23 protein-coding genes are annotated in these 26,986 nt (G+C 69.8%); 15 read left to right on the forward strand and 8 right to left on the reverse strand.

Annotated elements, in window-relative coordinates; all coding sequences use genetic code 11:
- The first annotated feature begins 218 nt into the window (after positions 1–218).
- The 6 genes from ACZ5VQ_RS39910 to ACZ5VQ_RS39935 all read left to right on the forward strand — a co-directional run bounded on the left by ACZ5VQ_RS39910 (position 219) and on the right by ACZ5VQ_RS39935 (position 9,107).
- Positions 219–2,294: a glycogen debranching N-terminal domain-containing protein gene (locus ACZ5VQ_RS39910; RefSeq protein ID WP_469109290.1), complete on the forward strand. Its 2,076-nt coding sequence runs from the start codon at positions 219–221 to the stop codon at positions 2,292–2,294.
- Between the two features lie 128 nt (positions 2,295–2,422).
- Entirely contained in the window at positions 2,423–3,181 is a 759-nt protein-coding gene (locus ACZ5VQ_RS39915) for an NUDIX hydrolase (protein WP_200395482.1), read from the forward strand.
- 217 nt (positions 3,182–3,398) lie between these two features.
- Complete coding sequence (locus tag ACZ5VQ_RS39920; protein ID WP_469109291.1) at positions 3,399–5,162, forward strand: ABC transporter ATP-binding protein; 1,764 nt, start codon at positions 3,399–3,401, stop codon at positions 5,160–5,162.
- Between the two features lie 162 nt (positions 5,163–5,324).
- Positions 5,325–6,212, forward strand: a complete 888-nt coding sequence (locus ACZ5VQ_RS39925; protein ID WP_469109292.1) for a FadR/GntR family transcriptional regulator — start codon at positions 5,325–5,327, stop codon at positions 6,210–6,212.
- Between the two features lie 399 nt (positions 6,213–6,611).
- Positions 6,612–8,159, forward strand: a complete 1,548-nt coding sequence (locus ACZ5VQ_RS39930; protein WP_362079365.1) for an RNA polymerase sigma factor — start codon at positions 6,612–6,614, stop codon at positions 8,157–8,159.
- Positions 8,160–8,291: 132 nt separating this feature from the next.
- On the forward strand, positions 8,292–9,107 hold the full coding sequence (locus tag ACZ5VQ_RS39935; protein ID WP_469109293.1) for a S1 family serine peptidase: 816 nt from the start codon (positions 8,292–8,294) through the stop codon (positions 9,105–9,107).
- A gap of 137 nt (positions 9,108–9,244) precedes the next feature.
- Here ACZ5VQ_RS39935 and ACZ5VQ_RS39940 read toward each other — a convergent pair whose 3' ends face one another.
- Positions 9,245–9,475: a DUF7455 domain-containing protein gene (locus ACZ5VQ_RS39940; protein WP_055513118.1), complete on the reverse strand. Its 231-nt coding sequence runs from the start codon at positions 9,473–9,475 to the stop codon at positions 9,245–9,247.
- 441 nt (positions 9,476–9,916) lie between these two features.
- On the opposite strand from ACZ5VQ_RS39940, the gene ACZ5VQ_RS39945 reads away from it, so the two are divergent.
- The 6 genes from ACZ5VQ_RS39945 to ACZ5VQ_RS39970 all read left to right on the forward strand — a co-directional run bounded on the left by ACZ5VQ_RS39945 (position 9,917) and on the right by ACZ5VQ_RS39970 (position 16,818).
- Entirely contained in the window at positions 9,917–12,040 is a 2,124-nt protein-coding gene (locus tag ACZ5VQ_RS39945) for a DNA gyrase/topoisomerase IV subunit B (protein WP_269648658.1), read from the forward strand.
- 240 nt (positions 12,041–12,280) lie between these two features.
- Complete coding sequence (locus tag ACZ5VQ_RS39950; RefSeq protein ID WP_469109294.1) at positions 12,281–12,805, forward strand: DUF1453 domain-containing protein; 525 nt, start codon at positions 12,281–12,283, stop codon at positions 12,803–12,805.
- Positions 12,802–13,953 carry a sensor histidine kinase gene (locus ACZ5VQ_RS39955; RefSeq protein WP_469109295.1) on the forward strand — a complete coding sequence of 384 codons (1,152 nt, stop codon included), beginning with the start codon at positions 12,802–12,804 and terminating at the stop codon, positions 13,951–13,953. Before ACZ5VQ_RS39950 ends, ACZ5VQ_RS39955 begins: the two co-directional genes overlap by 4 nt.
- On the forward strand, positions 13,950–14,636 hold the full coding sequence (locus tag ACZ5VQ_RS39960; protein WP_469109296.1) for a response regulator transcription factor: 687 nt from the start codon (positions 13,950–13,952) through the stop codon (positions 14,634–14,636). The genes ACZ5VQ_RS39955 and ACZ5VQ_RS39960 overlap by 4 nt, the downstream gene beginning before the upstream one ends.
- A gap of 104 nt (positions 14,637–14,740) precedes the next feature.
- Entirely contained in the window at positions 14,741–15,229 is a 489-nt protein-coding gene (locus ACZ5VQ_RS39965) for a DUF485 domain-containing protein (protein WP_362079383.1), read from the forward strand.
- Positions 15,226–16,818 (forward strand): solute symporter family protein, encoded by a 1,593-nt coding sequence (locus tag ACZ5VQ_RS39970; protein ID WP_307520947.1) that lies wholly within the window; start codon positions 15,226–15,228, stop codon positions 16,816–16,818. Before ACZ5VQ_RS39965 ends, ACZ5VQ_RS39970 begins: the two co-directional genes overlap by 4 nt.
- Positions 16,819–16,903: 85 nt before the next feature.
- Here the strand turns inward: ACZ5VQ_RS39970 and ACZ5VQ_RS39975 are convergent, their stop codons facing one another.
- On the reverse strand, positions 16,904–17,596 hold the full coding sequence (locus ACZ5VQ_RS39975; RefSeq protein ID WP_362079389.1) for a response regulator: 693 nt from the start codon (positions 17,594–17,596) through the stop codon (positions 16,904–16,906).
- A 160-nt stretch (positions 17,597–17,756) separates the two neighbouring features.
- On the opposite strand from ACZ5VQ_RS39975, the gene ACZ5VQ_RS39980 reads away from it, so the two are divergent.
- Positions 17,757–18,263, forward strand: a complete 507-nt coding sequence (locus ACZ5VQ_RS39980; protein ID WP_469109297.1) for a hypothetical protein — start codon at positions 17,757–17,759, stop codon at positions 18,261–18,263.
- Between the two features lie 229 nt (positions 18,264–18,492).
- A complete protein-coding gene (locus tag ACZ5VQ_RS39985; protein WP_469109298.1) occupies positions 18,493–19,548 on the forward strand; it encodes an ABC transporter substrate-binding protein in 1,056 nt (351 codons plus the stop codon).
- 136 nt (positions 19,549–19,684) lie between these two features.
- Here ACZ5VQ_RS39985 and ACZ5VQ_RS39990 read toward each other — a convergent pair whose 3' ends face one another.
- The 4 genes from ACZ5VQ_RS39990 to ACZ5VQ_RS40005 form a co-directional block, all read right to left on the reverse strand.
- The gene (locus tag ACZ5VQ_RS39990; RefSeq protein ID WP_200395468.1) at positions 19,685–20,365 is read right to left on the reverse strand and encodes a response regulator; all 681 of its coding nucleotides are present in this window, start codon (positions 20,363–20,365) and stop codon (positions 19,685–19,687) included.
- Positions 20,362–22,044, reverse strand: coding sequence for a sensor histidine kinase (locus ACZ5VQ_RS39995; protein ID WP_469109299.1), 1,683 nt, complete (start codon positions 22,042–22,044; stop codon positions 20,362–20,364). Before ACZ5VQ_RS39995 ends, ACZ5VQ_RS39990 begins: the two co-directional genes overlap by 4 nt.
- Positions 22,045–22,116: 72 nt before the next feature.
- Positions 22,117–23,067, reverse strand: coding sequence for a sucrase ferredoxin (locus ACZ5VQ_RS40000; RefSeq protein WP_469109300.1), 951 nt, complete (start codon positions 23,065–23,067; stop codon positions 22,117–22,119).
- A gap of 51 nt (positions 23,068–23,118) precedes the next feature.
- Entirely contained in the window at positions 23,119–24,378 is a 1,260-nt protein-coding gene (locus ACZ5VQ_RS40005; protein WP_469109301.1) for a citrate synthase, read from the reverse strand.
- Between the two features lie 97 nt (positions 24,379–24,475).
- Between ACZ5VQ_RS40005 and ACZ5VQ_RS40010 the strand changes: the two genes are divergently transcribed.
- Positions 24,476–25,642: a citrate synthase gene (locus ACZ5VQ_RS40010; protein WP_469109302.1), complete on the forward strand. Its 1,167-nt coding sequence runs from the start codon at positions 24,476–24,478 to the stop codon at positions 25,640–25,642.
- Positions 25,643–25,919: 277 nt separating this feature from the next.
- Here the strand turns inward: ACZ5VQ_RS40010 and ACZ5VQ_RS40015 are convergent, their stop codons facing one another.
- The gene (locus ACZ5VQ_RS40015) at positions 25,920–26,156 is read right to left on the reverse strand and encodes a hypothetical protein (protein WP_143638156.1); all 237 of its coding nucleotides are present in this window, start codon (positions 26,154–26,156) and stop codon (positions 25,920–25,922) included.
- A gap of 209 nt (positions 26,157–26,365) precedes the next feature.
- Positions 26,366–26,908: a DUF6082 family protein gene (locus ACZ5VQ_RS40020; protein WP_361995455.1), complete on the reverse strand. Its 543-nt coding sequence runs from the start codon at positions 26,906–26,908 to the stop codon at positions 26,366–26,368.
- Positions 26,909–26,986: the final 78 nt, after the last annotated feature.

Below are 26,986 nucleotides of genomic sequence, written 5' to 3' on the forward strand. Positions count from 1 at the left end.
TCCGGGGAGCAGCCGCGACCGCACCCCGGAGCCCTCGGCTCACCGCCAATCGGTCGGCTTCCGTGAACCGGGGCGTGACCCGGGACAGGCCCGTTCCGTTCACCTGAGTGGCGCAGCCCGCGGCCGGGCCGTGCCATCGCATCGAACCCGCCCTTCCGGAGCCCCTCACACGCCGCTGAGTGCGCACTCAGCGCACGGAGCACAGAAGAAGCCGCCCCATGCCCCTGCCCACCCAGTCCTCCACTCAGCACGACAACCACCCTCTGCTCCGCAGGCCCGCACAGCTCCCCATAACCCCCGGAGGTGCCACAACTCCGAAGGCACCCCTGTCCCTGCCGCACCCGACGGCGAATCTGCCTCCCGCGCACAACGCGCTGATCTGCGTTGCGCTGCCCGGGCTTGCTGTCTCCACGGAGGACGGCCAGCTGACCGGGCAGGGACTGGAGGGCTTCTACCGCGCGGGCCGACGCATGCTCTCCCGATGCCGACTGCGCGTTGCGGGGCGGGAGCCTCTCCCGATCCAGGCCCGGATGATCGCGGCCGACCAGGCCCGTTTCGTGGCGACACTGAGTCTGTTCGCCGATGGCGGCCCCGACCCGGATGTCATCGTCGAGCGGATGCGATACGCGGACGGCACGGAGCGGATCACTCTGCGCAGCGCGGCCCACCGCCATCTGCGCCTGCCCGTCGAGGTGTCGCTCGGCACGGACCTGGCGGAACTGGGCGCGGTCGCCTCAGGGCGGGCCGGTCCCGAGCTGCCTGCCAGCGTTCACGACTCGGGCATGCGGTGGTCCTGCGCCACCGGGCACTCCGTCGTTACGGCCAACCCGCCGCCCTCGGACGCGCTGGCCTCCGCGGGGCTGCTCCGATGGGAGCTCGAACTGCCACCCGGCGACACCCGAAGCGTGGAGCTGAGAGTGCGGCCGACCGGTGCAGGTCCCATCCGGGTCGTCGCCCGCGCTGCCACGAGTCCGCTTGCCCCCGCACGGGCCGTGAGCGACGACCCAAGAGTCGAGGCGCTCCTGCGCACCAGCATCGAGGACCTCCAGGCCCTGTTGCTGCGTGACCCCGCGAATCCGTCCGACAACCACCTCGCGGCCGGTGCGCCTTGGCGCTGCGGCATGGCACCGGCCGATGCGCTGGCGGCGGCGCGCATGACCCTGCCGCTGGGCACGCGGCTCGCCGCGGGCACCCTGCGCACCCTCGCACGCACCCAACTGGTGGGCGCGGGGCCGCGATCCGGACTGCTCCCCGGGCCGCGACGGCACGCCGGTACACACCTGCCACCGAGCTGCACGGGTGAAGAGGCGACCCTCCTGTTCCCCGTCGTGCTCGCGGAAGCCAGGCGCTGGGGGCTCCCTGAACAGGAGACAGAGGAACTGCTCCCTGTGGCCGAGCGCTGCCTGCAGTGGCTGCGGACGGCGGTCGGCGACGGCACGTATCTGTCCGACCCGCGCCCCGGCGGACCGTGGCGCTGCGAGACCCAGGCGCACGCCCACCGGGCCGCGCTGCTGGGCGCCGATCTCCTCGACGCGTACGGCAGGGGAGGCGGCCCCGAGTTGCGGGGGTGGGCTCGCGAAATGAGAGCCGCGTTCCAGGAGGACTTCTGGATCGAGGACAGGGGAGGCGGCAGACCGGCCGCGGCCCGCCTGCCGGACGGACGGATCGTGCCGCACCTCGGCGCGGCCGGCGTGCACCTCCTCGACACCGGGCTGCTCGGCGTGGGCACCCCGGCCCAGGGGCTGCTCGACAAGGTACAGACGGAACAGCTGGCACGGCTGCTCGGCGGGCCCGCCATGGACTCGGGCTGGGGACTGCGCAGCCTCGGCGCGAAGGAGGTGGCGTACAACCCGTTCGGGCATCGAGGCGGGGCCGTGCGTGTCCACGAGACGGCTGTCGCCGTCGCGGGACTGGCCGCGGCGGGCTACGAAAGGGAGGCGAGTTCACTGCTGAGGGGTGTGCTGTCGGCGGCAGAGGCCTTCGGGCACCGGCTGCCGGAGATGTACGCGGGGGAGCAGCGCACGGAAGGCGGTGCCCCGCTGCCGCATCCGGCGGCCTGCCGGCCCGCGGCCACGGCCGCGGCCGCAGGGGTCCTTCTGCTCACCACCCTCGCCGGAATCCGTCCGGACGCCCCTGCCGGGACGGTGACGCTGCGGCCGGTCCGTGGCGCGCCCCTGGGCGAGATCGGGCTGACCGGCCTGCGCGTCGCGGGTGCCCCCTTCTCCGTACGCGTCAGCAGGCTCGGCCTCGCCATGGTCGAGGAGGCTGCCGACGGGCTCCAGCTGGGAGTGTGAGCGGGCGGAAGCCGACGAGGGGCGGGTCGGTGGTGTCCCCGGTGCCCATTCCGGAGAGCAGTGGATCAGCCACTGAAGCGACCGACGAAGGGAGTGTTTATCGTCAGGCAGACGACTATGATCGCGACATGCCCTACGACCCGTCAGCCTTCCCGCCGTTTGCCGTCACCGTTGACCTGGTCGTGCTGACCGTGCGTCGCCATGCCCTGTGCGCGTTGGCGGTACGGAGGGGTGAGCCGCCCTTTCAGGGGCGGTGGGCGCTGCCCGGCGGCTTCGTACGGCCGGACGAGGACCTGGCGCAGGCGGCGGCGCGGGAACTGGGTGAGGAGACCGGGCTCTGCGCCCATGACCCGGCCGCCCCCGCCCAGGCCAACGGCGCGCACCTGGAGCAGCTCGCCACCTATGGGGACCCGAAGCGTGACCCGCGGATGAGGGTCGTCAGCGTCGCCCACCTCGCGCTCGCCCCCGATCTGCCGGCGCCCAGGGCCGGCGGAGACGCGAACAGCGCGCGCTGGGCCCCCGTCGAGGAACTGCTTCAGCGGGGCGGCTACGGCCGCGACGGCGAACAGGCCGCGCCGCTGGCCTTCGACCACGCACAGATCCTGGCGGACGGTGTGGAGCGCGCCCGCTCGAAGATCGAGTACTCGTCGCTGGCGACCGCCTTCTGCCCGCCGGAGTTCACGGTCGGTGAACTGCGCCGGGTGTACGAGGCGGTGTGGGGCGTGGCGCTCGACCCCCGTAACTTCCACCGCAAGGTGACCGGCACCCCGGGATTCCTCGTCCCCACGGGCGGTACGACGACCCGCCAGGGCGGCCGCCCGGCCCAGCTGTTCCGCGCGGGCGGCGCCACGCTGCTCAACCCGCCGATGCTCCGCCCCGAGGTCTGACGCCGCTCCTGGAGTGTTGCCGAGACCGGACAGTGCCGAGACGGGCGCGGCCTGGAGAATTCGTGCCGAGACCGGGCATGGCCCCGAGATTCGTGCCGAGACCTGAGGTCACCCCGAGATTCGCAGTCAGGCCAAGTGGCCGGACGGGGACGGGGCATGCCGTCCAGCGCGCTCAAGATGCCCGAAAAACCGTACATATCGCGCTATCTTGCTTTGGGTGATCCAGGCCATCGGACTGACCAGCAACGCCCGCAAGGAGCTTCCCCCCGCCGTCGACGACGTCTCCTTCGAGGTGCCCGCGGGCCGCGTCACAGCGCTCCTCGGAGCCCCGGGAGCGGGCAAGACGACGGCGCTCAGGCTCATGCTCGAACTCCAACAGGGCCGCGGAATCACCTACTTCAGAGGCCGCCCGCTGCATCGCATCGCCCATCCCTCGCGCGAGGTCGGCGTGCTCCTCGGAGAGGTCCCCGGCCACCCGGCACGCACGGTCCGCGGTCAACTCCGCATGCTGTGCGCCGCGACAGGCGTGCCGGCCCGGCGCGCCGACGACGTCCTTGAGGTGGTGGGCCTGGTCAGCCTGCGCGACCAACGTCTGAGCACACTCTCGCGGGGCATGGACCGTCGCCTCGGTCTGGCCTGCGCACTGCTGTCCGACCCGCACACGCTCGTGCTCGACGACGCCGCCGACGGGCTCTCCGTGCGCGAGGGTCGCTGGCTGCACGGAATTCTGCGGGCCCACGCCGCCGGGGGCGGCACCGTGCTGTTCGCCACGGGCGACCCGAAGGAGGCCGCGCGGACCGCCGACCGTGTCGTCACGCTGGAGGAGGGCAGGCTCGTCGCCGACCAGGACGTCACCGACTTCGCCCGCACCCGTCTCCGGCCCCGCGTCGCCGTCCGCAGCCCGCACGCCGCCCGGCTCAGCGCCCTGCTCACCAAGGAGGCCCGCACCGCGCGACGCTCCGTGGAGGTCGTACGGGAGGACGGCAACCGCCTCTCCGTGTACGGCAGCACGTGCGCCGACATCGGCGAAACCGCTTACCGCCACAGCATCCTCGTACACCAACTCGCGGATGAAATCGGCGACATGGGGCCCGTTCCCGCGCGGCACCCGGGAGGTGACTCCCAGGAGGGCGAGCGGCCCGTGCGCACCGCGGAGGCGGAGGGCGCGAACGAGCTGTCTCCCCTGCCGCCGCCCATCACCGTCAGGCCGGGCTCCAGCCCCTTGCGGCCGCTGCGCTACGAACTGCGCCGTGCGGCCGGGGTCGCCACCGGTTACCTCACCGCGGTCGCCGTGCTCCTCGCCTCAGCTCTGATCTCCCTGCTCCTGGCCAGAGCGGGGCACACCCCGCAGCCGCGTCTGCTCGCCGCGTGGCCACGGGATTTCCCTCTGCCGCCCGCGGCGCTCGGCGCGGGGCTGCTCGGTGCCATCGCCTTCGGTGACGAGTTCCGCCATCCCGCGCTGGCCGCCGATCGCGGGAACGTCCCCCGCCGCCTGGGTCTGCTCGCCGCCAAACTCGTCGTCGCCGCCGCCACCGCGCTGCTGCTGGCCCTCCTCGCGGTGGGTGTGGACGCCGAACTGCTCTACCTCGTCTACGGACGGGAGCTCACGGGAGTTCCCGAGGACTGGCTTTCGCTGAGCGTGAGTTGGATCGGTCTCGTGGTGGGCTGCGCCTGGGCTGGTGTCCTGGCGGCTGGCATCTTCCGGTCGACGACCGCCGGACTCGCGGCGGTGCTGGCCGTACCGGTCCTCGTCGTACCGCTCGTACAGAAGGTCCTGGAGGGACCGTCTGTGCGGACCGCCGCCGGGTTCTCGACCCGGCTGCGCGAGCTCGTGCTGGTGCAGTGGCCGTTCGGAGGCGAGCGCTATGTGGGTGCTGTGGCGCGAGTGATCGCCCAACCCGTCGGCGGCGCACTGATGTTGTCGATCAGTGCCCTGCTCTGCGCATACCTGCTCACCACCCTACGGAGCAGAGTCCGATGACGACGGCCCGTGCACATGCGTTCCCTTCATGTGCGCAACTCCACGCAGAACGCCCATTTCTTTCCGATAAGGCGTCAATTGCGACGGGGTGAGCGATCACCCTTTCGTGTGCTTTTCACCAAAGACCTCAAGGGAGTTGGAGACGGAGCCGACAAAGGATCCGTGAGTACCCTTGCGCACACCATGATGACCGCCGCCCGTTCCGCAGACTCCGGCCTCGCCGGCCCGGGCGAACTCGACCGCTACCCCTATGGGGAGGTTCCCGGCGCAGACCGCGTCAGCGCCTCCGTGTGGGACGGCACGGACCCGGAGCTGGGCCGCATGGGCCGACGTGCCGCCGGCAGCCGCGGCCGTGGCCTGCATGGCCAACTGGTCCAGCAGCTGGGGCAGATGATCGTCTCCGGCGACCTGGGCGCGGACCGCCCGCTGGTGCCCGAGGAGATCGGCCAGCGATTCGAGGTCTCCCGTACCGTCGTCCGTGAGTCGCTCCGCGTTCTTGAGGCGAAGGGCCTGGTCAGCGCCCGTCCCAATGTCGGCACGCGCGTACGTCCGGTCAGCGACTGGAACCTCCTCGACCCGGACATCATCGAGTGGCGGGCCTTCGGGCCGCAGCGCGACGACCAGCGCCGCGAGCTGAGCGAGCTGCGCTGGACGATCGAACCGCTCGCCGCCCGCCTCGCCGCCGGACACGGCCGGGAGGAGGTGCAGCAGCGACTCGCCGACATGGTCGAGATCATGGGCCACTCCATGGCGCAGGGTGACGCGCTCACCTTCTCGCGCGCCGACGCGGAGTTCCACTCCCTGCTCATCCAGGTCGCAGGCAACCGCATGCTGGAGCATCTCTCCGGGATCGTGTCCGCCGCGCTCCAGGTGTCCGGCAACCCGGTCACGGGCTGCGACCGGCCGACCGAGGCGTCCCTCGGGCACCACGCCCGCATCGTCGACGCCCTCGCCGCCGGCGACGGAGGGGCCGCCGAGACCGCCATGCGCCAACTGCTCACCGTCCACCCCGAGGTGGAGCGCGTCGTGCCCGCGCCGCGCGAGCACTGACCGCGCACCGAGGGCGGCGCGGTCGGTGGCGGGTGCCCCGTGCGGCATCGCTTGGCCGGCGAACCATCTGCCGCCGGACCCCCTGGATGCTTCTGAATCCGGCGGGGTCCGGCGGTGTGATGGGGTACTGAGGTCGACGGCTGACCACCTCTGACCGTATCTGGGAGCTTTTGAGCACTTACGGGGTGTGACTCGGGCCACGCAGATTGGGCGTAACGCTCCACGGGGCAGCGCGATGACCTAAGAGGTGACAGCCGAGTAGGGAATACAGACGCCGTTCAAGGCGCTGTGACTCTTCCCGGCCCTCGCCCGCGCCGTCGGCCCATCCCCAAGTCGGCGGTCGTCGGCTCCTGTCCGTACCGGACGGGGCCGGAAGCCGTTTTCCAACGTTCCGAGAGGTTGTTCGTGTCGGCCAGCACATCCCGTACGCTCCCGCCGGAGATCGCCGAGTCCGTCTCTGTCATGGCGCTCATTGAGCGGGGAAAGGCTGAGGGGCAGATCGCCGGCGATGACGTGCGTCGGGCCTTCGAAGCTGACCAGATTCCGGCCACTCAGTGGAAGAACGTACTGCGCAGCCTCAACCAGATCCTCGAGGAAGAGGGTGTGACGCTGATGGTCAGTGCCGCGGAGCCCAAGCGCACCCGAAAGAGCGTCGCAGCGAAGAGTCCGGCCAAGCGCACCGCCACCAAGACCGTCGCGGCGAAGACGGCGACGGCCAAGAAGGCCACCGCCACCGCCGCCCCGGCGATGCCTGCCGCAGACGCTTCCGCCGAGGACGCAGCCGAGAAGAAGGTCGCTGCCAAGAAGGCGACGGCCAAGAAGGCCGTAGCGAAGAAGACCGTCGCGAAGAAGGCGACGGCGAAGAAGACCACCGCCAAGAAGGACGACGCCGAGATCGTCGACGACGAGGCGGCCGAGGAGACCCCCGGTGCGGCCAAGGCCGGTGGCGAGGAGCCCGCCGAGGACGGCGCCCAGGGCTTCGTCCTGTCCGACGAGGACGAGGACGACGCGCCCGCGCAGCAGGTCGCCGCGGCCGGTGCCACGGCCGACCCCGTCAAGGATTACCTCAAGCAGATCGGCAAGGTCCCGCTGCTCAACGCCGAGCAGGAGGTCGAGCTCGCCAAGCGCATCGAGGCCGGTCTGTTCGCCGAGGACAAGCTGGCCAACGCCGACAAGCTCGCCCCGAAGCTCAAGCGCGAGCTGGAGATCATCGCCGAGGACGGCCGCCGCGCCAAGAACCACCTCCTGGAGGCCAACCTCCGTCTGGTGGTCTCCCTGGCCAAGCGCTACACCGGCCGCGGCATGCTCTTCCTGGACCTCATCCAGGAGGGCAACCTCGGTCTGATCCGTGCGGTGGAAAAGTTTGACTACACCAAGGGCTACAAGTTCTCGACGTATGCCACGTGGTGGATCCGTCAGGCGATCACCCGCGCCATGGCCGACCAGGCCCGCACCATCCGTATCCCGGTGCACATGGTCGAGGTCATCAACAAGCTCGCGCGCGTGCAGCGCCAGATGCTCCAGGACCTGGGCCGCGAGCCCACCCCGGAGGAGCTGGCCAAGGAACTCGACATGACCCCGGAGAAGGTCATCGAGGTCCAGAAGTACGGCCGTGAGCCGATCTCCCTCCACACCCCCCTGGGTGAGGACGGCGACAGCGAGTTCGGTGACCTCATCGAGGACTCCGAGGCGGTCGTCCCGGCCGACGCGGTCAGCTTCACGCTCCTCCAGGAGCAGCTGCACTCGGTCCTGGACACCCTGTCCGAGCGCGAGGCCGGCGTCGTCTCGATGCGCTTCGGTCTCACCGACGGTCAGCCGAAGACCCTCGACGAGATCGGCAAGGTGTACGGCGTGACGCGCGAGCGCATCCGCCAGATCGAGTCCAAGACGATGTCGAAGCTGCGTCATCCGTCGCGCTCGCAGGTGCTGCGCGACTACCTCGACTAGGTCTCGGCCGTACGTCACCGAGGGCCCGGTTTCCCGCTCAGGGAGCCGGGCCCTCGGTCTGTGCGGAGTGCGGAGTGCCGCCATCTGGATCACGCTGGGTGTCTCATGACAACCCCAGAGTGAGGAGCGCGCATGCCTCGTCCCTTTGCCCGAGCGCTGGCCGTCGCGGCCACGGCGGCCGTCATACCGTTGGCCTGCCCGGCCCCCGCGACGGCCGATGTCATCATTGGCGGCTACCCGGTCGAGATCTCCGAGAGTCCCTGGACGGTAGCCGTGTCCAGCCGTGACCGGTTCGGGGGTACGCGTGCCGGACAGTTCTGCGGGGGTGTGGTGATCAGCCGCTCGACGGTGCTGACCGCGGCCCACTGTCTGAGCAAGGAGGTGCTGGGCGCACCCCCACGGCAGGTTCTCGATCTGAAGGTGATCGCGGGCCGCGGGGATCTGCTGTCGGCCGAGGGCAGGGAGATCGCTGTACGCGACACCTGGATCAACCCGCGCTACGACAGCTACACGAACGCCGGAGACTTCGCCGTACTCACTCTCGCGGAGCCCCTCGCCGCGAGCGCGGTCATCCCCATGGCGGGCACCGGAGACGCCGCGTACAAGCCCGGCCCCGGAGCAGTGGTCTACGGCTGGGGCGACACCACGGGGAGCGGCGACTACGCGACCGCTCTGCGGGCCGCGCGTGTGCAGGTACTGCCCGACGCGCTCTGTGATGAGGCCTATCCGGGGAGCGCGGACGGAACGTACGTGGCCGCTTCCATGCTGTGCGCGGGGGAGAGGGAGGGTGGCCGGGACGCCTGTCAGGGGGACAGTGGCGGGCCGTTGGTCGCTCAGGGCCGGCTGATCGGCCTCGTGTCGTGGGGGAGCGGCTGTGGGCGGCCCGGCAGCCCCGGTGTCTACACGCGGGTCTCGGAGGTCGTCAGGACGCTCGGAGCGGGCCGCTGAGGGCCCTTCTGTGGCCCTGACAGGTGCGGGCGGCCTCACGGCCTCAGGGAGCACGAGCGCGGGCGGCCGCCCCTGGATAGGAGCGGCCGCCCGGTCACCGGCCTGTGCCGGAGATGGCTCGTCGTCTGCGCGAAGTGTCAGTGCTCTTCGTCGTTGGCGCTTGCCGGGGCGGCAGTCAACCGCTCCGTCTCGTCCTGTATCTCAGCGGCGATCTTCTTGAGTTCCGGCTCGAACTTGCGCCCATGGTGGGCACAGAAGAGCAGCTCACCACCGCTGAGGAGGACGACGCGCAGATATGCCTGGGCGCCGCAACGGTCGCAGCGGTCAGCGGCCGTCAGCGGGCTCGCGGGGGTCAGAACAGTAGTCACGTCGCCTCTTCTCTAGCTCGACGAGCTGTCGTACCAGGGTCAACATCCAACCAGGCCGAAAACGTTCCCGCTCGTGGCTCTTCCTCGAAAAAAATCTTTCCGAGTCGGCTGTCTGCTGCCGGTTGGCGGCGAATGAGCCGTATTGCGTGTCTTCGTGTCTTACGGGTTCGCGCTCTGTCAGGTTCAGTCCTCACCGGCTGGCTTGCCGGTTGTTCTTGAGGACGTGCCCGGAGCCTAAATGGTTCATGCCTGGAAGGGAACGTGATATGTACTTCACTCCAACGAGGGATCGAACAAGCATGCGACGCTGGTCTAGTCTGAGTTTCGGACGAGGGTGGCGTTACAACGGCTCTACCAGGCCTCGGTACCCTCGGAGCGGCGACCGAAGCCGGGCCCTTACCCAAAAGGGCCACACCTGAAATTCAGCGAGGAGCGAACCGCGTGACCGCCGAGACGTCCGTGCCGTCCACAGCGCTGCTGACCGGAGCAGACCGGGACGGTTCCAACTACACCGCGCGGCACCTGCTCGTCCTCGAGGGACTCGAGGCCGTGCGGAAGCGCCCGGGTATGTACATCGGGTCGACCGACAGCCGCGGTCTGATGCACTGCCTGTGGGAGATCATCGACAACTCCGTGGACGAGGCCCTCGGAGGCTACTGCGACCACATCGACGTGACCCTTCACGACGACGGCTCGGTCGAGGTGCGCGACAACGGCCGGGGCATCCCGGTCGACGTCGAGCCCAAGACCGGCATGTCCGGCGTCGAGGTCGTGATGACCAAGCTGCACGCCGGCGGCAAGTTCGGCGGCGGCTCGTACGCGGCCTCCGGCGGCCTGCACGGCGTGGGCGCCTCCGTGGTGAACGCGCTCTCGGCCCGTCTGGACGTCCAGGTGGACCGCGGAGGCCACACCCATGAGGTGAGCTTCCGCCGCGGCACCCCTGGAGCGTTCAAGGGGGACGGGGCCGATGCCGCCTTTGACGCGTCGGCCGGGCTGCGCAAGCTCAAGAGGATCCCCAAGACCCGCACCGGCACGCGTGTGCGCTACTGGGCCGACCGGCAGATCTTCCTCAAGGACGCGAAGCTCTCCCTGGAGCACCTGCACCAGCGCGCCCGGCAGACCGCCTTCCTGGTGCCCGGCCTGACCATCGTCGTCCGCGACGAGTTCGGGCTCGGCGAGGGCGGCAGCAAGGGTGAGGAGTCCTTCCGCTTCGACGGCGGAATCAGCGAGTTCTGCGAGTACCTGGCAAGCGACAAGCCCGTCTGCGATGTCCTCCGCTTCTCCGGGCAGGGCACCTTCAAGGAGACGGTCCCGGTCCTGGACGACCACGGGCAGATGACGCCCACCGAGGTCACCCGGGAACTTGGCGTCGACGTGGCGATGCGCTGGGGGACGGGCTACGACACGACCCTGAAGTCGTTCGTGAACATCATCGCCACTCCCAAGGGCGGCACCCATGTGGCGGGCTTCGAGCAGGCCGTCGCCAAGACGATGAACGAGGTGCTGCGCACCAAGAAGCTGCTGCGCGTCGCCGAGGACGACATCGTCAAGGACGACGCCCTGGAAGGCCTCACGGCTGTTGTCACGGTCCGCCTCGCCGAACCGCAGTTCGAGGGTCAGACCAAGGAGGTCCTCGGTACGTCGGCGGCCCGCCGGATCGTGACGAACGTGGTCTCCAAGGAGCTCAAGGACTTCCTGACCTCCACGAAGCGGGATGCCGCCGCGCAGGCCCGGGTCGTCATGGAGAAGGCGGTCTCCGCCGCCCGCACGCGCATCGCGGCCCGTCAGCACAAGGACGCGCAGCGCAGGAAGACGGCCCTGGAGTCCTCCTCGCTGCCGGCCAAGCTCGCCGACTGCCGCAGCGACGACGTGGACCGCAGTGAGCTGTTCATCGTCGAGGGAGACTCCGCGCTGGGCACCGCCAAGCTCGCCCGGAACTCCGAGTTCCAGGCGCTGCTGCCGATCCGCGGAAAGATCCTCAACGTCCAGAAGGCGTCCGTCACGGACATGCTGAAGAACGCCGAGTGCGGCGCGATCATCCAGGTCATAGGAGCGGGGTCGGGCCGGACCTTCGACATCGACGCGGCGCGCTACGGGAAGATCATTCTTCTCGTCGACGCCGATGTCGACGGCGCGCACATCCGCATCCTGCTGCTGACGCTCTTCCAGCGCTACATGCGGCCGATGGTCGAGGCGGGGCGGGTGTTCGCGGCGGTGCCGCCGCTGCACCGCATCGAGCTCAGCCAGCCCAAGAAGGGCCAGGACAAGTACATCTACACGTACTCGGACCGCGAGCTGCGAGAGACCGTGCTGGAGCTCCAGCGCAAGAACGTGCGGTACAAGGACTCGATCCAGCGCTACAAGGGCCTCGGCGAGATGGACGCCGACCAGCTGGCCGAGACGACCATGGACCCGCGCTTCCGTACGCTGCGCCGGATCAACATCTCAGACCTGGAGGCCTCCGAGCAGGTGTTCGACCTGCTGATGGGCAACGACGTCGCCCCGCGCAAGGAGTTCATCTCCAGCTCCGCGGCGACGCTGGACCGCTCGCGCATCGACGCCTAGACGGTCGAGTGAGCCCGTCGGGACCGCGAGGGGTCCCGTCGGGCGCCGGGCCCTCCGGGGCCAGCGGAGAGGGGGACGTCCGTGAGGGCGTCTCCACCCGCGGGTGGAGACGGGGCGCCTCCGGGATCCACCCATGATCCACCCTGGCTCCGATCTGCCGACCTGCCCCTTTCCGTAGCGTCGAAGGCGTCGACAGCGCCCGCTGCCGACACCCGCTCTTCCTCGCACACGGAGGCCGCGATGTCCGGGCTAGTCGATGCCTTGGCGATCCTCGCCGTTGTCGTCCTGGCGATCGCCCGTCAGTTCCGCACCCGTCGGATAACGACGGACAGGAGCTGGTGGGTCGTGCCCGCGGTCCTGGTCTTCCTGGCTCTGCGCGAACCGGGCCTGCTCGACCCCGACCACCGGACGCTGTCGGTCCTCCTGCTCGGCACCGAACTCCTCATCGGCCTGGCCACCGGCGTCGGCTGGGCGTGGACCACTCGGATGTGGAGGACACCGGACGGCACGGTGTGGAGCAGGAGCAGCAAGGCCGGCGCCCTCGTCTGGACCGTCGGGATAGCTCTGCGGGCGGGCTTGTTCGGCCTCGGCGCCGCCCTCGGCCTGCGCCAGGACAGCTCTGCCCTGCTCCTCGCACTCGCGGTGACGCTGCTGGTGCGTTCCGGGATCATGGTCCGGCGGGCACAGACACTGCCCCCGGCGAGCCGGCAGAGCACGGCGTACGGTGACGGCATGCCCCGGCCCTCGCGGAAGGAGCGTGTATGACGGACAACGTCTGGATGCTCTGGCCCTCCCGCGAGGCGCTCTCCCGAGTGGGAGTGCACAGGGCCCGGCGTGCGCTCGCCGGGGTCGCGCGCATCTTCGCCGTCGGTGTCCTCCTGGTGACGACCTTCACGGACAGCGACCTGCACGGCTGGGGGGTCGCAGGGGCTGTTCTGGGAGTCCTTGTCTGCGGACTCGGGGTCTGGGGTTTCTGGAGGGCCACGCTCGAGCATCGCCTGCTTCCCTCCTTGGGTTTGCTCGTGCTGCTCTTCGCCGTCGCGACGCTGGCGGAGAGCGCGGGGTTGCGGGTTCCTGCCCTCGTCGTGTGGTGCGTCTGCGCCGTCAGCGCCATGGAACGGCTGCCGCTCGCTGCGGCACTGCCCGCAAGCGCCGTGGCTCTGGGGACGTACGCGGCCATGAACAACGACGCCTGGCTGACCACCCTGGCCACGAGCGTGGGGCTTGCTCTGGCCGGATACGTGCTGCGGCTGGACGCTGAGGCCCGGGGCAGCGCCCAGCGGCTCCTCGCCCAGGAGCGGGCCGCACGGGCGGCCGAGGCGGAGTCGGCGGCGCTCGCGGAGCGGGCCCGGATCGCACGGGAGATCCATGACGTGCTGGCGCACAGCCTCTCGGCGCAACTCGTGCACCTGGAGGCGGCACGGCTGTTGATCGAGAAGGGAGCGGAGCGGGACCAGATCCTCGACCGGGTCGTGGCAGCACGGGGAATGGCCCGCGAAGGCCTCGCCGAGACCAGGCAGGCACTCTCCGCGCTGCGCGGGGAACTGTCCCCGCTGGAGGAGTTCCTGAGCGAACTGGTCGCCGACACCGACGGCGCCGATGTCACCGTCACGGGTGAACGGCGTCTGTTGTCGGCCGAGGCGTCGCAGGCGGTGCGCAGGGTCGCCCAGGAAGCACTGACGAACGTCCGGAAGCACGCACCCGGGGCCAAGATCCGCATACGCCTGGACTACGGCGAGCACGAAGTGATGTTGAACGTGAGGGATTCGGGAGCGCCGCCGGGTGAATTCACACACTCCGGTGCCGGATACGGTCTGCTCGGAATGCGGGAGCGGGCCGAACTGCTGGGTGGCTCGCTGGAGGCCGGGCCGTACGAGGAGGGGTTCGTGGTGACGCTGAAGGTGCCTGTATGACGGAGGAGGAAGGCGGGGCACCGGCCCGTGTCGTTGTGGCGGACGATCAGACCGTGGTGCGTGAGGGCATCGTGATGCTGCTCGGGCTGCTGTCAGGGATCGAGGTCGTCGGGGCCGCCACCGATGGGCACGAGGCCGTGCGGCTGGTGGCCGAACTCGACCCGGACGTCGTGCTGATGGACCTGCGCATGCCCCGCTGCGACGGAGTGGAGGCGACCAGACGCATCCGGGCCGAACACCCCAGGACACAGGTCGTCGTGCTCACCACCTACGCGGACGACGCCTCGCTGTTCCCCGCGCTCAGGGCCGGGGCCCGCGGCTATCTCACCAAGGACGCGGGCGGCGACGAGATCGTACGGGCCGTGCGGAGTGTGCTGTCGGGGGACGCAGGGCTCTCCCCGAGCATTCAACGACGCCTGCTGGAGCGGCTGTCCGAGCCGGCACCGGCCGTTCCCGCGGAGGGCGCCGAGGCACCGGACGGGCTGACCGTGCGGGAGACGGAGGTGCTCGTGCTGATCGCCGACGGTCTGACCAACCAGGAGATCGCCCGCAAGCTGCATGTCTCGACGGCCACCGTGAAGACCCACATCAACAACTTGTTCGCCAAGACGGGGCTCAAGGACCGTGCGCAGGCGGTCCGTTACGCCTTCGGGAAGGGACTTGTGCGGCCACCAGGGGGGTGAGTCACCTGATGGGGTGAAGAGCGCGGAGAGAAGAGTCTGGGATCTTCCCGATCTGTCCATCCTTGGGCACGCGGCCGAAACGGGCAGCGGACAAGGAGAGTTCGGTGGAGAAGTACGACGGTCCCGACTCCGGAAAGGTCCGGTTCGACGACCCCTGGTACGACGCGCTCGCCTCCGGCTGGGGCGAGTTGGACAGTACGGGTGCGCCCGCTCCCGCCGTGCCGCCCGCGCGCGGAGAGCAGGAGGACCGGACCGCCCGTGCGGCCGACGTCTATCTGGAGGTGCAGCGCAGCGCGGCCTTCCAGGAGGTGCGCAGCCGGTACCGGAGGTTCGTGGTCCCGGCCGTCGCCGTCTTCTTCACCTGGTACGTGGGCTATGTGGTGACGGCGACGACGGCTCCGGATTTCATGGCGCAGCCCGTCGCCGGTGCGGTGAACGTGGCGATGCTCGCGGGGCTGGGGCAGTTCCTCACGACGTTCCTGTTCACCTGGGCGTACGCACGGCACGCCCGGCTGCGCAGAGACCGCGCCGCACTCGATCTGCGTTGGGACACACAGGAACTGACGCGAAGCGTCGCGGGTGGTGACCGGTGACCGGGAACCATCAGACGTTGGCGCTGCTGCTGTTCAGCGTGTTCGTCGCGGTCACCCTGGGGATCACGACCTGGGTGAGCCGCCACCGGCATGGTTCGGCGGAGGAGTTCTACGCGGGCGGACGGCTCTTCTCGCCCATGGAGAATGGTTTTGCCATCGCGGGCGACTACATGTCCGCCGCGTCCTTCCTCGGCATCTCGGGGCTGATCGCGCTCTTCGGCTATGACGGGCTGCTGTACTCGGTGGGCTTTCTCGTCGCCTGGCTCGTCGTGTTGTTCCTCGTCGCCGAACTGGTGCGCAACTGCGGGCGGTTCACGCTCGCGGACGTCGTCGCGGCCCGCATGAGCGAACGACCCGTGCGGATCGCGGCGGGCACATCCTCGGTGACCGTGTCCGTTCTGTACCTGGTGGCGCAGATGGTGGGTGCGGGCAGCCTGGTCGCGCTGCTGCTGGGCGGTACGAGCGAGGCGGCGCAGGCTTGGACGGTCATCGGCGTCGGGGCACTGATGGTCATCTATGTGTCGATGGGAGGGATGCGGGCCACCACGTGGATCCAGATCGTCAAGGCGGTCCTGCTGATGGGCGGGGCGATCGCGCTGACCGTGCTCGTTCTGGTGCGGTTCCACGGGGACTTCGACCAGTTGCTGCGTACGGCGGCGGATCGGAGTGGGCACGGGAAGTCGTTCCTCGCGCCGGGGCTGAGGTACGGCGGGGACTGGACCGCGCGCCTGGACTTCATCAGCCTGGGCCTCGCGCTCGTGCTGGGCACGGCGGGGCTGCCGCACATCCTGTCGCGCTTCTACACCGTGCCGACCGCGCGAGCCGCACGCCGCTCGGTCGTCTGGGCCATCGGTCTGATCGGCGGGTTCTACCTGATGACGATCGTGCTGGGCTTCGGGGCGGCGGCGATCGTCGGCCCCGATGCCGTACGCGGGTCGAACGCGGCCGGGAACACAGCGGTTCCGCTGCTGGCGCTGGACCTGGGCGGTGGCGCCGGTTCCACCGGAGGAACGGTTCTGTTCGCGATCGTCGCCGCGATCGCCTTCGCCACGATCCTCGCGGTGGTCGCCGGAATCACGCTCGCCTCCTCGGCGTCCGTGGCCCATGACCTGTACGCGTCCCTGCGACGACGGCGTGCGAAGCCGCGCAGCGAGGTGGCCGTGGCGCGGACCGCCGCGGTCGGCATCGGCGTCGTCGCCATCGCGCTGGGCCTGCTCGCGCGCGACCTCAACGTGGCCTTCCTGGTGGGGCTTGCCTTCGCCGTCGCCGCGTCGGCGAATCTGCCGGTGCTGCTGTACTCGCTGTTCTGGCGGAACTTCACGACGCGCGGCGCGGTGTGGTCCGTGTACGGCGGCCTCGTGCCGGCCCTGGTGCTCGTCGTGCTGTCTCCGGTGGTGACGGGCAGCCCCGCGTCGCTGTTCCCGGGAGTCGACCTGCAGTACTTTCCGCTGGAGAACCCGGGCCTGGTGTCGATCCCGCTCGGCTTCCTGGCGGGCTGGCTCGGCACGGTCACCTCGGCGGAGCCGCCGGACGAGGCCAAGCACGCCGAAACCGAGGTACGGGCCCTTACGGGGGCTGGAGCGGTCTGACCGGCGGGCGAGGGGGAAGTTCGGCGGGACGCCCTCAGGCGACGCCCACGAAGCCTTCAGCTGCGGTCCGGCAGGGCTCACCGGCTCAAGGCGCAACCCACGCGTAGCGGTGTTCCGGGCGCCCTGTGTCCCCGTACTTGAGTGAGAGCCGGAGACGGCCCGCCTGTTCCAGGTGGCGGAGGTAGCGCTGGGCGGTGGAGCGACTGAGGCCCGTTTCGGTGGCGACCTCGTGGGCCGAGAGGGGGTGATCGGCCTGGTGGAGGACGGTGCAGATCAGGTCCGTGGTCGGCTCCGAGTGACCGGTGGGCAGACCCGGCGAGGACGGGGCGGGCGTCGTACGAAGGGCGCCGAACATACGGTCGACCTGTTCCTGCCCTGCCACGCCCTGGTCGCTGACTCTGTCGACGGTGCGGCGCAGTGCGGCGTACGACTCGAGCCGCGTTCGCAGCGCTGCGAACGTGAACGGCTTGACCAGGTAGTGCAGAGCGCCCAGACGCATCGCGGCCCGTACGGTTTCCACGTCGCCGGCGGCGGTGATCATGATGACGTCCGCGCCCATGCCCAGTTCCCGCATCTGCTGGACGAGTTCGAGGCCTGTCCGGTCGGGAAGATAGTGGTCGAGCAGGATCAGGTCGACGGGCTCCCGGCCCGCCGCGTCCAGGGCCTGGGCGGCGCTGTGCGCACGGGCGGCCACCCGGAAGCCGGGAACCTTCCCCACGAACTTGGCGTTGATTTCGGCGACACGGAAGTCGTCGTCCACGACCAGGACGTCAATCATCGGGCCTCTCCCCCCGAGCCGGGCGAGCGGTGAGCCCGTGCTGTCGGCCCCAGTGTTGTGGAGTGAGCAGAAAGAGCACAACACCCTTCTGTAATCAGAAGAACGCCTTGCGCACACAAGACTGATGCCGTGGCGCAGGCCACGGCTACGGTCGCGGGGCATGAGCGCAGACACTGGCCCCGCCGTCGCACTGCGAGGCGTGCGCAAGGTCTTCACAACCCCGCCGGGGGAACTGCACACGGCCGCCATCGGACTCGATCCGACCGTGGGACGCTGCGGGTTCACGGCCGTAGCGGCCCCCACAGGCCGAGGCAGGTCGACCACACCGACCCTCGTCAGCGGTCTCGAAGAACTTATGGAGTGCGAAGCCGTGGTGCGGGACGAACCACTCGACCTGCGGGAGGTCACGCGCGACTTGGTCGTCCCCTGGACGCTCACCGCACCAGCCGCTGCAAAAGCCCCCGAGACCGCTGAGGCCGCCAGGACGACCCGTTCGGTCTCCCCCGCGCGGACCGCCCACGGAAGCCGGGCCGTTGTCGCCGCCCCCTGCCGGCTGCCCCTGGCAGACGACACGTGGTCCCTGGCAACGAGCGGCCGCCGGGTGACGCTCCAGGAGAGGCTCCCCACGTTCGCTGAGCGCCGTATCTCCCGGTGGACGCCGTTGTAGACCGAGAGTCGAACTCCCTTCTCAGAGCACGCGCAGGCCCGAATGCCCCTCCTAGGTCCCCGTTTTGTCGAGCGCCTCCCCAGGAGGCGCATTTCGCAGACAGCCCTCTCCAGGACACCGGTTTTCCTTCGGCGCCGGTCTCTCGGCGGAGCGGCCGGTTCCCCCGTCACCGGCCGCTCCGAGGCACCCGTTTTCCCGCACCGCCTTCTTCACAAGGACGTGAACGAACATGCCCAAGACCCTCAGACACGGGTCGCTGGCAGCCGCCGGCCTGCTTGTCCTCTCCTCGCTCACCGCCTGCGCCAACGACGTGGCCGGATCGGCCGCCGCCGCCGACGAGGCGGGCGGCAAGGGAGAGAAGGTCAAAATCATGGTCGGCGGCCTGGACAAGGTCATCTACCTGCCTGCGATGCTCACCGAGCGGCTCGGCTACTTCGACGACGAGGGCCTCGACGTGGAGCTGCTGGGCGAGCATGCCGGTGTGGAGGCCGAGACCGCGCTCGTCTCCGGGCAGGTGCAAGGAGCCGTCGGCTTCTACGACCACACCCTCGATCTGCAGGTCAAGGGCGAGGAAGTCCAGTCGGTGGTGCAGTTCTCGCACGCGCCCGGTGAGGTCCAGATCGTCTCCGACAAGGCGGCGACCGAGATCAGCTCACCGGAGGACTTCAAGGGCAAGAGGCTCGGCGTCACCGGCCTCGGCTCCTCGACCGACTTCCTCACCAAGTATCTCGCCGTCAAGAACGGTGTGTCCGTCAGCGAGTTCAAGACCGTCCCGGTCGGCGCGGGAGAGAGCTTCATCTCCGCGCTCAAGAAGGGCTCCATCGACGGCGGCATGACGACCGACCCGACCGTCGCCACGATTTTGGCGGAGAACAGCGGCAAGGTGCTCCTCGACATGCGCACCCCGGAGGGTTCCGACGAGGCGCTCGGCGGGGCGTACCCGTCGTCCAGCCTCTACATGCAGACGGAATGGGTGAACGACAACAAGGAGACGGTCCAGAAGCTGGCCAACGCCTTCGTGAAGACCCTCAAGTGGATGGCCGGGCACAGCGCCAGTGAGATCGCCGACGAGATGCCGGACGGCTACTCGAAGGGCAGCCGGACGCTCTACGCCAGCGCGATCCAGAGCACCATGCCGATGTTCACCCAGGACGGTGTGATGCCCGAGGACGGTCCCAAGACCGTCGAGAAGGTCCTCAAGGAGTTCAACCCCGACATCAAGAACGCCGACGTGGACCTCAGCAGGACGTACACCACGGAGTTCGTGGACAAGGTCGAGGACTGACCCCCGACCAGCGTGGACTGAACCCCCCGACCAGCGGTCTTCCCCGACCGCAGGCTGAGCTCCTGTGTACGGCTGAACTCCCCTGACAGCCGTACACAGGCGGGTGCGGTCGCTTCCCCGTACCGCGGCCGTGTCCTCAGGCGCGGGTCGCCCAGACGTAACGGTGCTCCGGGCGGCCCGCGTCACCGTATTTCAGGGTCAGCGTGGCCCGTCCCGTGCGCTCCAGGAGCTTCAGATAGCGCTGGGCGGTCTGGCGGCTGAGTCCGGTCCGGTCGGCGATCTCCTGGGCCGACAGAGGGCCTTCCGCGGTCACCAGCGCCCGGCGCACGGCCTCCGCCGTGGTGGGGGAGTGCCCTTTGGGCAGACCCGGCTCCGAGCCCGCGGACAGGGCACCGAAGATCCGGTCGACCTCGGCCTGTTCGGCCTCGCCGCCGCCGTCGAGGGTGCGGCGCAGGTCCGCGTACGCCTCCAGCTTGGCGCGCAGGCCGGCGAAGGCGAACGGTTTCACCAGGTACTGGAGTGCGCCCTGTCGCATCGCCGCCTGGACCGTGGAGACGTCACGGGCCGCGGTCACCATGATCACGTCGGCCTGATGGCCGCGTCTGCGCATCTCCTGGACGACCGCGAGGCCCGTCTCGTCCGGCAGATAGTGGTCGAGGAGTACCAGGTCCAGCCGGGGCAGCGCCTCCAGCTGCCGCAGCGCCTCCGCCGCGGAATGTGCCTCGCCCGCGACATGGAAGCCCGCGACCTTCTCCACGTAGGCGGCGTTGACCCGGGCGACCCGGATGTCGTCGTCCACGACCAGTACCTCGATCATCGCGACTCCTCGTTGACGGTCGTGGCGGCACTCTTCAGTACGGGGCCGGGCGTGGGCTCCGGTGCGAGTCCCGGCTCCGCCAGTGCCTCCGGCAGCACGATGGTGAACTCGGCGCCTCCGCCGTCCGCCTCCGAGACGCGGGCGCTGCCACCTTGACGCTCGGCGAGCCTGCGCACCAGGGAGAGGCCGATCCCGCGCTTTCGGTGGGCCGGGGGCTTCTTGGTGGACCACCCGTCCGTGAAGATCAACTCACGCTGTTCGGCAGGAATTCCAGGGCCTGTGTCACGCACCCTGAGGACGGCCGTACGCCCTTCCGCGCGCAGTTCGACCTCCACGCGCGCGTGGAGAGTGCCCGCGGCGGCGTCGAGCGCGTTGTCGACGAGGTTCCCGACGATCGTGACCAGCCCCCTCGGGTCGATCAAGCGGTCCGGGAACAGCGTCGTGTCCGAGATCCACAGGGCCACTCCGCGCTCCGTGGCGACGGTGGCCTTGCCCACCAGGAGGGCGGCGAGCAACGGGTCATGGATCTTCTCCGTGACCTGTTCGGCGGTCGCCCGGTGGTCGCCGACCACCTCGCCGATGAACTCCACGGCGTCGTCGTACATCTCCAGGTCCAGCAGCCCGAGCAGCGTGTGCATGCGGTTGGCGTGCTCGTGGTCCTGGGCGCGCAGGGCGTCGATCAGGCCGCGGGTGGAGTCGAGTTCGCGGCCCAGCTGCTCCAGTTCGGTGCGGTCACGCAGGGTGGCTACAGCACCGCCGTCGTCGGTGGGCATGCGGTTGGCGACCAGCACACGCTGACCGCGGACGGTGAGCAGGTCGGTTCCGGTGACGGTCCCGGCCAGCACATCGGTCGTACGACCCTCTCCGAGCGCGGTGTCGAGAGGCTGTCCGACAGCCTCGTCGCCGATCCCGAGCAGGCGCCGGGCCTCGTCGTTGAGGAGCCGGATCCTGCCCTCGCGGTCCAGCGCGACGACGCCCTCCCTGATGCCGTGCAGCATCGCCTCGCGCTCCGCCAGGAGCCCGGCGATGTCCGAGAAGGCCAGGTCACGGGTCTGCCGTTGCACCCGTCGTGAGATCAGGTAGGCGGCCAGCGCGCCGACGGCCAGGGCTCCTCCGGCGTACGCGAAGAGCCCGGGGATCGCGTGGATGAGGCGGGCGCGCACGCTGTCGTACTCGATGCCGACCGAGACCGCGCCGACGATCTGGCCGTCGGTGTCGCGCAACGGAACCTTGCCGCGTGCCGAGCGGCCCAGGGTGCCGCTGTCGATCTCCATGACCTCCCGGCCGGACAGGGCGGACCTGGGATCGGTCGAGACGTGTCCGCCGATCTCGGCGGGGTTCGTGTGCGACCAGCGGGTGCCGTGGACGTTCATCACGACGACGTACTCGGCTCCGCTGGCCTTGCGGATCCGCTCCGCCTCGGCCTGTACGGGTCCGTCGGCCGAGGCCGGTGTGGACTTCAGCTCCTCGGCGAGCCTCGGCTGCGCCGCCGTGGTCTGCGCGATCGCGAGAGCGCGGCGCATCGCCTGGTCGTCCAGCTGTTCGCTCAGCGGGGCGAGGAACAGACCGGTCGCGAGGACGGCGACTCCGGCGGCGATCGCCACCTGCATCAGCAGCACCTGCGAGAACATCCGCTTCGGCATGCCCAGGCGGAGTCGTCGAGGGGGAGTGGGGCTCATGCCTACGACGGTACGGGGAGGGGCGCGCGGTGCCGTAGGGGGTGTGGTGTGGATCTCGTTTGGGAGGGGCGGTCAGTGGGCCGCGGGGCGCGCGACAGCCGTACGGGACAGCTCGCGCACCGCTATCACGTCCATCCGGGCCGGAGAGCCGAGAGCCGAGCCGCAGCTTTCGGGGCGGGGCGGCAGGGCCGCGCCCTGGGCGACCGTGACGAGCCAGTGGCGGCCGTCGGTGTGGGCGACCGTCACCTCCCAGCGGGGCGCCGACCCCTCCGTACGGACAACGCTCAGCGCGTCCGCGACGTCCTCGTGGGCCGCCGTGCGCACAGCCAGTTCGGCGGCCTGGGCGGGACGCTCCCAGGCAGAGCTCCCGCGGCACCCCTCGGTCACGACACGGCCCTCCCGTACGCCCTGGAGGATCTCCTTGACGGCATGAGCCTCGGCTCGCCCGTACGCGTATCCGAACGGCAGTACGAGGAGGGTGGGAGAGAAGCGGTGGCCCCCCAGGTGCGTGACCTCCCATATGCCGTCCACTCCGGAGGCGGCGAGTTCGGCGGCGAGGGGGCGGCCCAGAAGGGCGCAGCAGCGGTCGCGCTTGCCGTTCGTGCACACGAGCGCGAGCGGGTCGCCGGTGTGCGGGGCGCCGTCGAGGGTCGTGTCGAAGGTCTCGGGCAGGCCCTCGCCCAGTTCGGCGAAGTCAAGTTCGAGTAGTCGCTCGGGGGCAGACGTGGTGGCCTTGTGCAGCCATACGTTTCCCGGGGTGGTGTGGGCCGCGTACACCTGGCGCTCGGCGACCGTGTGGCAGTCGGCGTGGCGGCCCGGGCGCCGGATCAGCGCGATGCGTACGCCGGTGCCCTCGGCGGCCTGCTCCAGCGCTCGGCCGAGTGAGGGGTCCAGGTGGCTCGATGTCAGCGCTTTGGCGCCCCAGGGGCCGGGCTGTTCGACCAGCAGCCACGTCCTCGCGGTGGCGGCGGTCCCCGCGAGGGGCTCCTCCAGGTCCCGTGAGACCTTCGCGCACGTACTCACAGAGGTGAGCCTAACCTGACTTGACCGGGGTGACTTCCGGGGCGGGTGGTGTCACTGCTCCGGAAGTGGCTGAGGGGGCCGTGCGCCTACGTAGTGTCCGCTCGGGCGCATGCGCAACGGGGCCTCGTCGTACTCCTCCAGCACATGGGCGATCCAGCCCGCCGTGCGGGCCACCGCGAAGATCGTCTCGCCCGCCGAGGCGTGCATGCCGGACGTGGCCGTGAGGACGGCGAGGGCCAGGTCGACGTTGGCGTGCAGGGGTACGTGTCGAGCCGTGGTGTCCACGATGTCGCGGGCCGCGGCAAGGGCGGGGGCGGTGCCGGGAACGTCCTCCAGGAGGCCGAACAGCACACGCGCGCGTGGGTCCTCGCCCGGGTAGAGGCGGTGGCCGAGCCCCGGGACGCGGCGGCCGGCCCGCAGCTCGTCCGCGACCACCGGCACAGCCGTGCCCCGGTCCAGGACGTCGAGCAGCATCCGGTGCGCCAGGCCGCTGGCCGCTCCGTGCAACGGGCCTTCGAGGACGCCGAGGCCGGCAGAGACGGCGGCGTACGCGTGGGCGCGGGCCGAGGCGGCGACCCGAACCGCCAGCGTCGAGGCGGCCAGGTCGTGGTCGACGAGCAGCGCGAGTGCGGTGTCCAGGGCGCGCAGGGACGCCTCATCGGCTTCGCGGCCGCTGAGCCTGGCCCACAGGCGGTGCGCGAGCGAGCTGCCGCCCCGATGGTCGTGACTCTTGGGAGGTAGGGCGTCGACGAGCGTCGGGATCAGCGTGCGGGCCGTGCCCAGCACGGCCTGTTCGGAGAGGTCGAAGCGCAGCGGGTCGGTGGTCGCCGCGGCGATGGCCGCGACGCGGAGCCGGTCGGTCGGGCCCGTGTGCTCGGGCAGCGCGTCGACGGCACGGCGGGCGACGGCGACGGATGCCTCCGGTGCTGTGAACGTGGCACCCGGGCGCAGGACGCCCGTCCACAGCCACTCGGCGACCTCTTCGTAGGAGTGGCGCGCGGCCAGTTCGGTCGCGTCGACCCCTCGGAAGTAGTACCGGTCCTTGTCGATCAAGGTGATCCGGGTGCGTACGGACAGCTTGCCGGCGGCCGGTGAACTCTCGGCCGGCTCGCGCCTGTTGCGACGTGCGAGAGCCTCCACCTCCTTGGTGTCGAAGGTGCTGCCCCGGCCCTCTGTGCTGCGCCGGCTGCTGAGCTGGCCGCGGCTCACATACGCGTAGACCGTCTCGGGCTTCACTCCGAGCAGTTCGGCGGCTTGCTTGGTGCTGATCCGCCGCGCGTCGTACGCGAGGGCCGGTTCTTGATCCGTCATGAGCATCACCGTATCTGTGGAGTTCAATATTGATTGAATCAATATTGACAGGGATTAAGTCAAGCATGGACAGTCAAATCAAGTCCAGGGAGGAAACATGCCGATCAACCGGGCCGCGACCGCTTCTGTCGACGTACCACGAGGCCTCGCGGGCGTCGTCGTCACCGACACCGTGCTGGGTGACGTCAGGGGGGTTGAGGGGTTCTACCACTATCGCCAGTACTCGGCCGTCGACCTCGCACGGACCCGCGGCTTCGAGGACGTGTGGCATCTGCTGGTGCACGGTGAACTGCCGGACGCGGCGCAGCGTTCCGCCTTTGCCGCGCGGACCGCGGAACCGCGGCGGCTGCCGGCTGAGGTGCGGGCCGTACTGCCCGCGATCGCCGCGGCAAGCGGGAGGTCAGGGGCGCTCGCCGGGATGCGCACCGCGTTGTCGCTGCTCGGTGCGGCGAGGGGGTTCCGGCCGGTGTACGACATTGACGCCGAACAGCGCCGAGCGGACGCGCTCGCCGCGTCGGCGGCCGTGCCGACGTTGCTGGCGGCGCTCCACCGGCTCGGGCAGGGTCTCGAACCGATCGAGCCGCGTGACGATCTGCCCTACGCCGCCAACTACCTCTACATGCTGACGGGTTCGGAACCGGATCCGGAACGGGCGAGGGCGATCGAGCAGTACTTGATCTCGACCATTGACCATGGATTCAATGCATCAACATTCACGGCACGGGTGATCACGTCGACGGGGGCGGACGTGGCGGCCTGTCTCGGCGGTGCGGTGGGAGCCCTCTCCGGTCCGCTCCACGGGGGCGCCCCGAGCCGGGCCCTGGACACCCTCGACGCGATCGGGACTCCCGACCGTATCGACGCCTGGATCCGCGAACGGGTCCTCGCCGGCGACCGCATCATGGGCTTCGGCCACCCCGTCTACCGCACCGAGGACCCGCGCTCGCGCATGCTCCGCGGCATCGCCCAGCAATTCGGCGGCCCCCTGGTCGAGTTCGCGGTCGAGGTCGAACGCCAGGTGGAAGCGATCCTCGCGGAGCTCAAGCCCGGCCGGGAACTCCACACGAACGTGGAGTTCTACGCGGGCGTCGTCATGGAACTCTGCAGCCTGCCACGCGAGATGTTCACGCCGACCTTCGCCGCGGCCCGCGTCGTCGGCTGGAGCGCCAACATCCTGGAGCAGGCGGAGGACCCGAAGATCATCCGCCCGGCGGCACGGTATGTGGGGCCGGGGGCGCCGGTTGCGGTGCCCGCGGTGGCCTGAGGGTCACGCATCCGACGTAGGGCACGGTATGCGACGCGTACGCGCGAGGTCCGGCACCGTTCGGATGCCGGACCTCGGGAAGTCCGGATCGAGCGGTCGGCGAGGTTTGCGCCGACCTTCTCGGTAGGCCCCTGTCGTGACGGAGTGGTGCGCGGGGCGTGGTGGCTGTGTGGGGCGGGCTGGAACGGCACCGTCTCCCGGAGGCGAACCTCAACGGGGTGACCGGATGGACCTCAACAGTTGACGGGATCGTCCATACGACAGCCCTGCGGTCGCGTTACGCGTCAGGGATGTCTGCCTTGGCGCGGACCAGCGTCTCTCTGCTGACGATGACGATGCGTTCATAGTCCGCGCGTGCTGCGTCAGGGGGGAGTTCTTGGTCGAGCGCCGCGGTGGCCTCTGTTCCGATGACTGCGAAGTTCCCGTCGCTGAGTTCAAAAATGTCCGGACATGAGTCGCCGGACAGACTGCCTCGTTCGCGTGGGGACGCACCGATGCGGCGCACGATCTTCAATTCCTGTCCTCGTGTCTAGGCGTGAAGGCCCCGGGCCTCACGTCTGGACGGTTGAGGGCAGAGTTGAGGGCGGGGCCAGAGTACCCCGTTGAGGGGGGGCCAGGATACAAGGGCCTGCATACCGTTACGGGTGCGGTTGGCTACTGGAGATGTCGGGTGCTCACGGAGTTGACGGTGAGGCAGATGGCCGCATGGTGAGTCAACTGGCCTTATTCCAGTGGCGGTTCACCGACGACCCACCATTCTTCGGTGTCCGCCTCGTCCAGATCGCGGATCAGGACGTCCACCATTCGGCCGACCCTGGCCTCCTCGGAGTTGTCCTCGAGGCTGGCCCGATGGGGTCGGTGAGCCTCCCAGTAGTCTCGAAAAATGGGGTTGAGGCAGATCATGCGAAGGTGACCGTGCAGCTCCTCCCAGTTGACGACACCGACGCGGTAGGCAAGCAGGGCGTTGGTGTAGAGCGCGTTGGCGAAGAGGTACTGGCGTCGCTGCGTGGGGGAGTCCACCTGGACGTTGCTGTAGACAGCGGCAAGATCGGGATCCTCCATCGCCCTGCTCAGCAGGTAGAACTGGAGACGCTGCTGCTCGGTCAGCATGGCCTGCCTGTCACTCCGCTCGACTTCCGCGACCCGCAGCCGCAGTTCCTCGTACCGGCGTTCTTGGGCGGCCAGCGCTGCGAGTGCCCCCGCTGCAAAGGCGAGCCCCGCTGTGACCGCGGAGCTCAGCCTTTGCTTCCCAGATTGTGTGACCATGTCAACCCCCGAATCAGGCGACCGTCCGCCGGTCGTCGGTGTGGGTCGCCAGGGGGCGGACCGGCGAGCGGTGGGCGG

Source organism: Streptomyces sp. NPDC033178, from assembly GCF_055577685.1.